Consider the following 11384-nt stretch of genomic DNA (forward strand, 5'->3'; position numbering starts at 1 on the left):
GGATCCATCTCCCTCCGACCGGGTCTCGTAGTCACTCCATGCTGCCGATCAACTCGCGCAACACCGTTTTGCTTTCCTCGTCCTTCGGGCGCGGCATTCTGCCGATCTCCCGATACACTTCTTTTTCTTCGAGAAGCTGCCGGGGATGAAGGACGCGTGCCGAGATGCCGCCAAGGCTGAACGTCTCGGTCTGCAGCGCATCCGTCCGCCATACCCATTCGGGGAGTCCGTTCAAGATGATATGGCCGTCCTCCGTATAGGTCACGTAACAAATCTGGACATCGGTTTCATTTTTCCGAAAATCCGTCTGTCTTCCGCTGATCGGGAATTTTTCATAACCGGCATCGGCAAGTCTCTGCTCCAGCAGATCCCGGCATTCAACGAAAGCCACTAGGTCAAGATCCTCATGGGGACGCGTAATGCTGCCCAGCAAAAAGTCGATGGCCCAACCTCCGCGAAGCCAAAACGGCCGGTCCAAAGCACAAAAGATGGCGGCGATCTCGCGCAAAATTTCCAGCTGGGCTTTTGATTTATCGTCCATTTTCCCGCTTGGGTCAAAAGCCGAACCGCTATGTTCATGTATTAACGGCAGAAGGACCGCCCCCTTTCTTTCTTACCTAATATTATACTTGGTGTACGCTGGGGGATAAAGACACTTTCACAAGATGCTTCCATGCGGTTCATTTGGGAAACGCAGCCTTCAGGCCGGCTATGAAAATGCCCGTGCGAAATATCTGAAACGCGTTCATACGCGACGTTTTTGATGGCCTTACGGCTTCACGATCGACAATGCCGCCTCATGCAAAATCGGCCGCAGATGCCTCAATTCGTTATGCTCCCTGCCCAAATGCACCCCGTTCGTCAAAAATACGACGGTCATCTCGTCTACCGGATTGATCCACATGCTCGTCCCCGTAAATCCCGTATGCCCAAAGCTGCCTTCCGGCCAATTCGGGCCGCATGACAGCCCTTCATCCGAGGCGCCCTGCACCTGCCACCCCAGCCCTCGTCCCTGAAAAACAGGCTTCAAGCATGCATCCACCGTCTCTTTGGAAAGCAGGGAATACCGTTCGGGGTAAAGCCATATTTTCGCATACCGGGCCAAATCCTCCGCCGTCGAAAACAAGCCCGCGCTGCCGGCGACGCCCCCGAGGCGGTAGCAGGTTTCGTCATGCACTTCCCCGAGGATGTACTTTTGGCCGTCCCACTCGGTTGGGGCGATCCGGTCCCGTAAGGTTTCCGGCGGGTTAAAATAACTGTCTTTCATGCCAAGCGGTTCAAAAACATGCTCCCTGGCCCATTCGTCCAGCGGCTGCTGCGTCAACCGGGAAACGATCCAACCGATCAAAATCATGCCGATATCACTGTAATTCACACGCTCGCCGGGGCGGGATTCAAGCTCCAGCTCGAAAATTTGCCGGATGTCCAATGGTTTGTAACGATCTTTGAAATCCGGAACGCCGGAAGGCAATCCCGAAACATGTTTTAGACAGTGCTCGATGGTCACATCCGGATGGCGAAACTCCGGGATATACGTTTGGATCGGGTCCTGAAGCGAAACCCGCCCCGACTGGACCAGCGTCATGATCGCCGGCAGCGTCGCCGCCACCTTCGTTAGCGAGGCCACGTCAAAAATCGTATCCCGCGAGGCTGTTCCGTAAGCGGCTTGCCATTGAAGCTTGTCTTTGACCTGAATGTCAATGACCGCGCCGGGTATTTTGTTCTCCGCCACCCAACCTTCGATGAATTGATGCACGTTCTCGATTCCTTTCATATCGCCACCGTCTTCCATTCGAGATTCGAATCTTTTTGATCATGTCCATAAGCCGTGCATTCGGGGTATTCAGAACCCCTCTTACATATCATTAGGAACGCGCCCGAAATTCCTCTTCCAAAAGCGCCATCAAAATCATGTCATGAAACCGGCCATCAAGATAAAGCGCATCCCGCTTCACGCCTTCCCGGCTAAAACCCAGCTTCTCATACACATGAACGGCCCTCGGATTAAACGCATACACTCCGAGCTCGATCCGGTGCAGGTTCAAATCTTCAAAACCGTGCCTGAGCATCAACCGCATCGCTTCCGAACCGTACCCTCGATCGCTGTGGCGCCCGGAAACCATGATGCGTATGTTGGCGCAGCGATTGACCGGATCGATTTCGTTCAGAACGACCTCCCCGATCAATTCATCCGTTTCCTTTAAGGCGATCATCAAATCGACGCGATCCTCGTGAACGCGGCCGATCTTTTGCAGCCATGCCGACGTGGATTCCTTGGTGAAACGCTCCTGCGTTCCGGTCAATCTCATCGCCTCAGGCTCCTGCAATAGCCCGAAATAAGCATCCAATTCGTTTTCCCGTACGGGTCGAAGCAGGATACGTTCCCCGGTCAATCGGGTTTCAAGCAGCCCTTCCATCCCTTATCCCCTCCAGCTTGCAAAATGTTCTTCAAAAGAACGATGCCGGCGAATGATCGGTTTCCATCTGCGGCAACAATAACCTAAACAATTATAAAACGGAGTCCAGCCTAGTGAAAAGCAAATTAACGGATATCATTAAAAATAATGGCACGGTATGGAAAATGCCGTTAGCTGCGGCGCTGTCATGGGAAGCCGCCGAATGGGCCGGGTCCAACCATCCTTACTTGGCCCCGCTGACGGCTATCTTATGTTTTCAAATTACGGTCAGCCAATCCCTGCGATTTGCCTGGCAGCGTATCATCGGAACGATCGCTGGCGTTGCGGCGACCGCATGCATCACGCCTTATGTCGGCTTAAGCGGATGGAGCATCGGGCTGTTGGTGCTGCTTGGGGCCGCCATCGTCAAGAGGCTGAACAGGGATCATGCCTTGACGGTCCAAATTGCGCTCAGCATTTTGCTGGTATTGTATTTTCAAAGCAAAATGCCGAGCTATCCCTTTTACCGCGTGCGCGATACCGTGGTGGGTGCCGTCGTTGCGGTTCTTATTCACGCGCTGTTGTTTCCTCCCGATTCCATCCCGACGGCCAAACAAAAAATGACGCGTTTTGCGGAGCGTTTAACCCGCCAATTTTATCAAACGGCCGACTGGGTACGGCATGGCTGCCCGGCAAGCCAAGGAAAAACGGTGGAAGCCAAGCTGCAGACCATGTTTCAATTCCAGGGTAAGTTGCGAGACGTTCGTGGATAAGCGGGGCGTCTTTGGGGTAGGCTTGGCTCGGGGAATGTACGATGGGCAGAGGTTCATATTCGGCTTGAATCCGCAAAGCGGCCATTTGGGCGACATATTCCGAGTCGGCGACGACCAAAGCCACCGGCTCGCCGTAATATCTGACTTTGTCGATGGCGAGCGGCGGCCGGTCTTCGAGCGGAGACCCGGTCAACACCGGAAAATGCCGCCCTGTCACGACCGCTCGTACGCCGGGAATGCTTAAGGCCTGCGAGGTATCGATCGAGTTGATTTTGGCATGGGCATGGGGACTGACCGCGAGTTTCGCATACAACATCCCCGGTCTTGCGATATCGTTCACATAACGGGCCGTTCCGGTCGCTTTTTGCCATGATTCCTTTCTCGGAACGGTTTTTCCGATTGCTGAACCGCTCATGGCTCCCCTCCTTGGACCTTGAATGGGCGTATAAATTCATTTTCCACAGCTATGTATATGGGAAACGAGTGGCCGATATATCTGAATGATTGGGGGATGTTCCTTTCCGGACGCGGTGCCGGCAGGAGTTCTACAGCAGTTTCCTGAATCCTTCGACCTGTTCGTCGCGGTAACCGAGCTTCTCGTAAAACCGGTGCGCTTCCTTGCGCTGTTCGCCCGACACGAAAATGATATAACCGCAATCATGGTCCCTCGCGATTTGCTCGATGGCTTCCATCAGCTTCTTTCCGATGCCCTGCCTGCGAATGCGGCTTGAAACGATGACGTTTTCGATGACCATAAACGGTTTGCAGCTTCCGACAAAGTCGAGGCATATGATCCCCATCAGCGATCCGGCGAGCTCCCCTTCATGGAACGCGCCCAAAATATGATAGTTTCCGCTGCTTTCGGCGCTTCGGAAAACCTGAAGCATCCTGTCCCCGTTCGTCGGAATTCCCATCAGTTCTTCGTAGAGCCGGGCAAGCGCCGGAAGATCGGATTCGGCAATGTGTCTAATGTCTGTCATGATGTCTTCCCTGCTTTCTGTCTTTTGTTTTCGTAAAATCTTGCTTGTCTTCTTCCTACATGAAGATTCATATCAACGGCTTCGTCCGCATACCGGCTAAAATACCGATGATGTTCGGCGTGAAATTTCAGCAGCTCGGCGGCCGGATTGGGGGCCAGAAAAAGCGTCCCCGACCCGATAAACGTACCCAGCATGCCGAAGTTTAACGAAAAGCCCGCCCTTGCGTTGTAAAAACGATCAAACATGTCCATGAACTCGGCCTCATCCAGATTCGAATAATCCGCAAGCGTCAAATGCGGCCGCCGGTTCGGGACCTCATCCACGTATCCCGAGATGCCCCGATCACGCATTTCTTCCCAGATCCGTTTCAGCGCTTGTTCCGTCTGTTGATCGAAGCGGAGAACGACGGCATACATATCGGATTCGCACCTTTCCCTGGCTTACTCCTGCATCTCTTCCCGAAGCATTTTCAGCCTTTTTAGAATTTGCGTCATTTTGCCGTTTTCAAGGACTCGTATCCATACCCCTTCCGTAAATCGGTCCCCGCGCACGTAACTTGTGACAAGTTTTCTTAGCGTCTCCAGATCCGCCTGCATCAAATGGTCTTCGATGTCCCGGTCGATATCTCGATAGATTTCATGCTCCGCGACCCACGAACTCCAATCGAATACCATCATGAAACCCGTGTTGGACAGCTCTTGCACAAAATTCCGGACAACCTCCGTTTCAAAGCGGTAACGTCCGGACACAGCAGACAACGGCTGGTTCGGATCTTGAAGAACATTCAAAAAAGGAAGCAGCCGATCCAGCTCCCCGGACGTGATCGTTGCATCATAGGGCATAACATTTCCTCCAGTCTAAGTCATCGTTTGGAAGCACGACATTTACTGATTCCATACGGTGTACATCAACCAGGCTACAAGCAGGTACACCGGGACCGACAGCATAACCGAAAGCCATCTTCGCTTCCTTTGGATCAAAATGGCCGAACCTGCGAATAAAAGCGGAAAAGCGAGTCCCCACAAATGAAACCGCGGCGTCGCAGCCAAATATAAAGCTAATGGAAGCACCAGCACCGCGGCCAGGTAAAGCAAAACACTTTTCCGAAAAATAAGACCGGTCACCGAAAGGATAACCGCAGCGAAGATTATCATCCAATAAAAGTTGAAAAAGACCACTGGCTTGCGCTCCATTCTTAACGGAAATTACCTTTCTGCTCAGCTTGCCTGCCATTCTATCCCATGTGCATCCGCGTTGCCATCGTTATAAGGCTTATGGCTTAATCCCTGTTTGATTTTTTGCTCCGGAAAATGGAAATGCCGCCGAATCCGCTAATCACCGCAATATAGAATCCGACATCATACCACCAACCCGAATTATAAATTTCATATACCCTAATATGGGGTTTAAACAATCCTATAATTAATGAAATAGGCGCGATCCACCCATGCCAGATTCCCCAGAAAAAACCTGCGGCATGCTGGGGCGTATTCGTGCCGTCTCCGGGGACGCAACCTGTTAAAAGCGAAATCGCGGCAAACACCAACAAAAGCGCGAATACGTATTTCTTTTTCATTTCCATCCCCCTTCGTGAGCCCTGGCGTTCGCTTCATGAATGACGGCATAAAGTTTCAAATCTTCGAATTGGCCTTTTACGAGTATATTTTTTCGTAAGACACCCTCGAATTCCATTCCGCATTTTTCCATCACCCGGCTGGAGCCAATGTTAGACAGATGACACCGGGCTTCGATCCGCACCAATTGCATCGCCTCGAATCCGAAGCGGATGATTCTTCCCGCTGCTTCGCTCATCAACCCTTTGTTCCAATGCGCCCTGGAAAGCGCATATGCCAATTCGGCCTTTGCATGCTTGGGATGCCAATACACAAAACCGACCGTGCCGATGACGGCTCCGGTTTCCTTGTCTTCGATCCCCCATGGCGCGATATCGTTTTGTTCGTACAACCCGAGAACACGATCGACGTACTGCACGGAATCCTCGATCGTCTGATGCGAATACCAGGTGGTGTATTTCGAAATTTCTTCGTCGGAACAGTAGGCGAACACGTCGCCGGCGTCGTTTGCCGTCAATTTCCTTAATATCAGCCGCTCGGTTTCCAATACCGGGTTGCCGGGGTTTTGCGGTTGCGGGTGCGGTTGCGGGTGCATGCTCATCACCTTTCTACGCTTTGTCGATCAACGCGATGATTTCATCCAAGCTGTCGATCCGATGCTCAGGTTCGTCCAGATCGCGATGCCAATCCATAAATCCTCTCAGCCAAACGGCCTTTAACCCGGCGCTGGTTGCGCCGAAAACATCGTTCCGCGGATGGTCGCCGACATACCAGCTATTCTCCGGTTTGGCTTCCAACCGGCTTAAGGCCAGCTCAAATAGGCGTTTATCCGGTTTATGGAACCCCGCTTCGCCCGATACGATCACGACGTCGAAATATTCCCGGATTTGCGCCTTGTCGATTTTGGCATGCTGCGCATGCGGCGAACCGTTGGTGATCAGGCCGAGTTTAATGTTTTTCCGTTTCAGTCGCTCCAAAACGTCCAAGGTTCCGTCCATCAGAACGGTATAATTGTAAAATTCGGCGAACCAATGGTCGAGCAGCTCTTCGGCGGTCGTTTCCGGATTTTTCAGCGGGAAAGCGGCCAGGCATTCCAGAGCCATTTCCCGTTTGTCGCGGTAGCTGTCCCGATCCGACACCCGCATGAATTCGACGAATTCTTCTTTTTGCCGGGCATCCCGGACGGATGCGAACCGGTCGATAAAATGCTCCGAATAAGCGCGAAAAGCAAGCTTCCGGTTAATCAACGTGTTGTCGAGGTCGAAAATAACGGCTTCCGTTTTCATGGGCATGTTCCTTTCCCTCTTCAAATGGCTGCGTTCAAGCGCCTACGAGGGCTCCTGAATACCGGCAATCCTCGGCTCCGCAGGCTCGTAAAACGCGATTTTATTGCCGAACGGATCGATCACGCAGCACTCCAGGGTCTGCCACGGCGTTTTCTCCAAACCGGGCCTGGAGTATCGATACTGCTTGCCGATCAGCTGCCGCTGGAAGGCTTCGATGCCTTTCATTTCGACGCGGATGGCGGCTCCCGGGCTGCAATCCCCGTAATGCTCGCTAAGATGGATGGTTGCTTGATGCAAGGAGATTTGCGCATACAGCGGCAGGTTCGGTTCGAACCGGTGCCCCCAATCCAGCTTGAAACCGAGGTAATCGATATAAAATTCTTTTGCTTTCCTTTCGTCGAATATGCGTAAAATCGGAATGATTCCTTGGGCTTGCACGCCAACCGCCTCCTAAATCTTTCGATCTGCAAATCACTCTATGTCATCATTGGTTGAATTTATTCTACCAACAAACCACAATTTTCTAAATATCTCAAATTAAATCGGTGGTTGCGAAGTTCATTTTGTCTCTTCCATGAAAAATCCCCGCCGGTCCAAATGAATCATTCACGGCGGGGACTGCTTACGCGCTTAGTCCCGGCGTGTGCAAGCCCAAAACAACAGCGCCAGCGCGCTTACGGACGCACCCAGCGTGCAAACCCCGGTCCATCCAAAATAGGAGTACACCGCCGTGGATGCAATGGATCCGAAGGCGCTGCCGATCGAATAAAAAATCATATATCCGGCGGTCAACCGGCTTCTTGCTTCGGGGCGCACGTTAAAAATCAAGCTTTGGTTCGTGACGTGCACCGCCTGAACGGCCATGTCCAGAAGAAGGATGCCAAACACCAACAAAAGCAGGGAACGATGGAGCAATCCGATCGGCAGCCACGACAGCAGCAGGAGACCAAGCGCGATGCCCGTCGTTTTTTGGCCAAACCCCATGTCGGCCCAGCGGCCTGCCCTTGCCGCAGCAAGCGCCCCTGCGGCCCCTGCGAGCCCGAACGAGCCGATGGCCGAATGGGAAAGGGACAGCGGCGGACGGCTAAGCGGCAGGACGAGCGAAGTCCACAGAATGCTGAACGAAGCAAAAATAAGCAGCGCCAATATCGCGCGAATGCGCAAAATCCTCTCCTGCATAAACAAGGCGAGCACCGATTGCAGCAGCTGCACGTAGTTTAACCGCGGTTGATCCCGATGTTCGCGGGGCAGCGAGCGCAGCAGAATGCAGGCCACGAAGAACAGCATCGCGGCGGAAGACAGGTAAACGGAGCGCCAGCCGGCAATATCGGTTAACGCCCCGGCGAAGGTACGGGCGAGCAAAATGCCGATGACCACGCCGCTCGTCACCAAACCGACGATTTGTCCGCGTTCGGAAGGTGCCGCCAAACTCGAAGCATACGCAACCAGCGTTTGCGTCACGACGGCAAGCAGCCCGACCACGGCCAACCCGGCGAACAAAACGGCGGTGCTGCCGGCCGTACCGGCCACGATCAAAGCGATCACGGATAACAGCATCATGCCCGGGATGAGTTTTCGCCGATTCTGCAGGTCCCCCAGCGGGACAAGCAGAAACAATCCGAGCGCGTAACAAAGCTGGGTTACCGTGATGACGATGCCGACGGAAGAATTCGGAAGTCCGAATTCGCGGGCCAAAGCATCCAGCAGCGGCTGGGCGTAATAAATGTTGGCGACGGATAACCCGCAGGCCACGGCAAACAGCAAAGCCATCCGGCGCGAGAACGAAAATGCAGGCTTCTTTCCTCCCTCACCTTCCCCGCCATGTTCGCGGGATGGCGCGGCTGGGGCTTCCATTGGTTTTTCAAAAACCTCCGTGTTCATCAAATGCCTCCTTTTATTTCATACCGAAAAGTATATTATACCGATCAGTATATTATGATGAGCTTACAATAACCTCCTTTGAAGCAAACTGTCAAGAGAAGGAGAACCAAAAATGGACGGATGAAATCGGGAAAAGCAGTTCTATAGAAGGTTATTAGCGCTTTTCGACGCTGTCTGTACGGGCAAGTCTTTTGACATTTCAGCATCAGATCGGCTACAATCATTTTATACTGAACGATATGAAATGGGGTGCCATTATGGTCCGGCAGCGGGAATTTGATGTGGACAAGGCATTGGACGCGGCCATGCAGCTGTTTTGGGAAAAGGGGTACGAAGCGACCTCGTTAAGCGATTTGACTTCGGCCATGGGAATCCAGCGGCCAAGCATCTACTCCACGTTCGGGGATAAAAAGGAGCTTTTCGAAGCGGCTTTGCGGAGGTATACTTCAGCCCACGCCGCCGGCATCCGCGCGAAGCTGCAGCATCATCCGTCGGTGAAGGAAGCGTTCCGCGTTTTTTTTGAAGGATTGGTGGAAGAAGAATATGCGGGGACGGGGAACCGGGGCTGTTTCTGCATCAATACGATGGTCGAGCTGGCGCCGCATGACGCCAAGTTCGAAATTCTTACCAGGGAGCACGAAATGTATCTGGCGGCGATGTTTCAGGAGACGATTGAAAAGGGGCTTCGTTCAGGCGAACTTCAAGCCGGGCTCGATGCCAAAGCTTTGGCCCAAACGCTGGTCGTTTCGTTGATTGGGCTGACGGTCATCATGAAGGCCCGCCCGGAGCGCGCTTTTGTCGAACATTCCGTCGAAACGATGCTCTCGCTCATAAAATAAACTTGAATCCTTTCCGGGTCCGTGCAAAAATGAATTGGAGACTGTCTGCTTTGCTTATCCATCAAGCGTAAACGCATACAAGACCGCAAACTCCCGGCGGCAGCGCCGCCGCGGGGCAGAAACATCATTCCATTATGAGTCTGGAGGACAGCATTCATGAAAACGATTAAGCTTGGAAGCAGCACGCTGGAAGTCCCTGTCGTTGCCGTCGGCTGCATGCGCATCAATTCCCTCGACAAAACCGGCGCGGAGCGTTTCGTGCAAACGGCGCTGGAATTGGGCGCGAATTTCTTCGACCATGCCGACATTTACGGCGGCGGCGCCTGCGAGGAAATTTTTGCGGACGCCATACATATGAACAGCGACATCCGCGAAAATATCATTTTGCAATCCAAATGCGGCATCCGTCCAGGGATGTTCGATTTTTCCAAAGAGCATATTTTAGATTCGGTCGACGGCATTTTGAAACGGCTGAAAACCGATTATTTGGATGTTTTGCTGCTGCACCGCCCGGATGCGCTCGTGGAACCTGAAGAGGTCGCCGAGGCGTTCGATCAGCTGGAAAGCTCCGGCAAAGTGCGCCACTTCGGCGTATCGAACCAAAATCCGATGCAGATCCAGCTGCTGAAAAAAGCGGTGAAACAGCCGATCGTCGCCAACCAATTGCAGCTCAGCATCACGAATGCGACGATGATCTCCAGCGGCATCAACGTCAACATGGAAAACGAATCGGCCGTCAACCGCGACGGAAGCGTTCTCGACTTCTGCCGTTTGCACGACATTACGATTCAGCCTTGGTCTCCGTTCCAATACGGATTTTTCGAAGGGGTATTCCTTGGCAATGACAAATTCCCTGAGCTGAACCAAAAAATCGATGAAATCGCCGCCAAATACGGCGTCAACAACACCACGATCGCCATCGCCTGGCTGCTGCGCCATCCGGCCAACATGCAGCCGGTCATCGGCACGATGAACATTGAACGTCTGAAAGACTGCGTGAACGCAAGCGAAATCACGTTGTCTCGCGAAGAGTGGTATGAAATTTACCGCGCGGCCGGAAATATTCTGCCGTAAACCGCGAAAGGGCATCCGCCAGCGATGTTCCATACCAAAAAAGGGCCCGGGCCGTTTGAACGACCGGCGCCCCTTTCTATTTGCTGAGCCAAAGCTCCGCTTCTTCCCTCGTTTCAAAAACCCGAAACGCGTTGCCGCCGTTTCATTCGCGCCTCCATTCCTTAAACCTGCCCTGGTTAGACGGGACTCACGTAAAACCAGCAGCCGTTTTGACGCGATAGGTCACCCATTTTTGAACGAAACTGCCCGCTACGCCGGTACCCAGCTCAAAAAAGGATTCCGATAAAGCATCCTTCGCCGTATCTTTTTTTCCGAAAGCTCCTTCCGCATGCCCTGAATCCATCGCAGTTCGTTTTCATATGAGGACAGCAGATTCTCGGAAATTTTGTTCCATAAAAAAACTTCGCATGGATTGCGGCGCAAGGACCTATGTTAAAGGTAACACAGTTAGAAGTAATCCTGAATTTCGAAAGTACTGCTCTTTGAAAATATGAAAAAGTGCTCAAATCTTTGGTAGAATGGTGTTTGTCGAGAACACATCACCCAAAGAGAGGAGCACCCTTAAGGTGAAGTCTACCACA

The 11384-nt window shown here is 52.7% G+C and carries 16 protein-coding genes and 1 pseudogene; 3 read left to right on the plus strand and 14 right to left on the minus strand.

The window, feature by feature from the left end:
- Positions 1–31 precede the first annotated feature (31 nt).
- From KI367_RS18940 to KI367_RS18950, 3 genes are all read right to left on the minus strand, one after another.
- Entirely contained in the window at positions 32–541 is a 510-nt protein-coding gene (locus tag KI367_RS18940; protein WP_212951607.1) for a nucleotidyltransferase domain-containing protein, read from the minus strand.
- A gap of 228 nt (positions 542–769) precedes the next feature.
- A complete protein-coding gene (locus KI367_RS18945; RefSeq protein WP_212951609.1) occupies positions 770–1774 on the minus strand; it encodes a serine hydrolase domain-containing protein in 1005 nt (334 codons plus the stop codon).
- Positions 1775–1865: 91 nt separating this feature from the next.
- On the minus strand, positions 1866–2417 hold the full coding sequence (locus KI367_RS18950) for a GNAT family N-acetyltransferase (protein ID WP_212951611.1): 552 nt from the start codon (positions 2415–2417) through the stop codon (positions 1866–1868).
- 113 nt (positions 2418–2530) lie between these two features.
- On the opposite strand from KI367_RS18950, the gene KI367_RS18955 reads away from it, so the two are divergent.
- Positions 2531–3169: an FUSC family protein gene (locus tag KI367_RS18955; RefSeq protein ID WP_212951613.1), complete on the plus strand. Its 639-nt coding sequence runs from the start codon at positions 2531–2533 to the stop codon at positions 3167–3169.
- 55 nt (positions 3170–3224) lie between these two features.
- Here the strand turns inward: KI367_RS18955 and KI367_RS27475 are convergent.
- From KI367_RS27475 to KI367_RS19005, 10 genes and pseudogenes are all read right to left on the minus strand, one after another.
- Positions 3225–3584: pseudogene (locus KI367_RS27475) on the minus strand (xanthine dehydrogenase family protein molybdopterin-binding subunit); the annotation flags it as partial.
- A 130-nt stretch (positions 3585–3714) separates the two neighbouring features.
- Positions 3715–4149: a GNAT family N-acetyltransferase gene (locus KI367_RS18965; protein ID WP_036713617.1), complete on the minus strand. Its 435-nt coding sequence runs from the start codon at positions 4147–4149 to the stop codon at positions 3715–3717.
- Positions 4146–4565: a 2'-5' RNA ligase family protein gene (locus KI367_RS18970; RefSeq protein ID WP_212951615.1), complete on the minus strand. Its 420-nt coding sequence runs from the start codon at positions 4563–4565 to the stop codon at positions 4146–4148. The genes KI367_RS18965 and KI367_RS18970 overlap by 4 nt, the downstream gene beginning before the upstream one ends.
- Before the next feature lie 24 nt (positions 4566–4589).
- Entirely contained in the window at positions 4590–4991 is a 402-nt protein-coding gene (locus tag KI367_RS18975; protein ID WP_212951617.1) for a DUF6508 domain-containing protein, read from the minus strand.
- Positions 4981–5382, minus strand: a complete 402-nt coding sequence (locus KI367_RS18980; protein WP_212951624.1) for a hypothetical protein — start codon at positions 5380–5382, stop codon at positions 4981–4983. The genes KI367_RS18975 and KI367_RS18980 overlap by 11 nt, the downstream gene beginning before the upstream one ends.
- Positions 5383–5428: 46 nt before the next feature.
- A complete protein-coding gene (locus tag KI367_RS18985) occupies positions 5429–5725 on the minus strand; it encodes a hypothetical protein (RefSeq protein ID WP_036713611.1) in 297 nt (98 codons plus the stop codon).
- Entirely contained in the window at positions 5722–6318 is a 597-nt protein-coding gene (locus KI367_RS18990; RefSeq protein ID WP_212951626.1) for a GNAT family N-acetyltransferase, read from the minus strand. Before KI367_RS18990 ends, KI367_RS18985 begins: the two co-directional genes overlap by 4 nt.
- Before the next feature lie 13 nt (positions 6319–6331).
- Positions 6332–7015, minus strand: coding sequence for an HAD family hydrolase (locus tag KI367_RS18995; protein ID WP_246537106.1), 684 nt, complete (start codon positions 7013–7015; stop codon positions 6332–6334).
- Between the two features lie 36 nt (positions 7016–7051).
- A complete protein-coding gene (locus KI367_RS19000; RefSeq protein WP_212951627.1) occupies positions 7052–7447 on the minus strand; it encodes a glyoxalase superfamily protein in 396 nt (131 codons plus the stop codon).
- Positions 7448–7639: 192 nt separating this feature from the next.
- Entirely contained in the window at positions 7640–8779 is a 1140-nt protein-coding gene (locus tag KI367_RS19005; protein ID WP_246537108.1) for an MFS transporter, read from the minus strand.
- A gap of 368 nt (positions 8780–9147) precedes the next feature.
- Here KI367_RS19005 and KI367_RS19010 point away from each other — a divergent pair, with 368 nt between their 5' ends.
- Positions 9148–9729: a TetR/AcrR family transcriptional regulator gene (locus KI367_RS19010; RefSeq protein WP_036713607.1), complete on the plus strand. Its 582-nt coding sequence runs from the start codon at positions 9148–9150 to the stop codon at positions 9727–9729.
- Between the two features lie 156 nt (positions 9730–9885).
- Entirely contained in the window at positions 9886–10803 is a 918-nt protein-coding gene (locus KI367_RS19015; RefSeq protein WP_212951629.1) for an aldo/keto reductase, read from the plus strand.
- 187 nt (positions 10804–10990) lie between these two features.
- Here KI367_RS19015 and KI367_RS27650 read toward each other — a convergent pair whose 3' ends face one another.
- Positions 10991–11146: a DUF4180 domain-containing protein gene (locus tag KI367_RS27650; protein WP_156124683.1), complete on the minus strand. Its 156-nt coding sequence runs from the start codon at positions 11144–11146 to the stop codon at positions 10991–10993.
- Positions 11147–11384 lie beyond the last annotated feature (238 nt).

Source organism: Paenibacillus cookii (assembly GCF_018333375.1).
In the GTDB taxonomy this organism is placed as follows: Bacteria; Bacillota; Bacilli; order Paenibacillales; family Paenibacillaceae; genus Paenibacillus_AQ; species Paenibacillus_AQ cookii.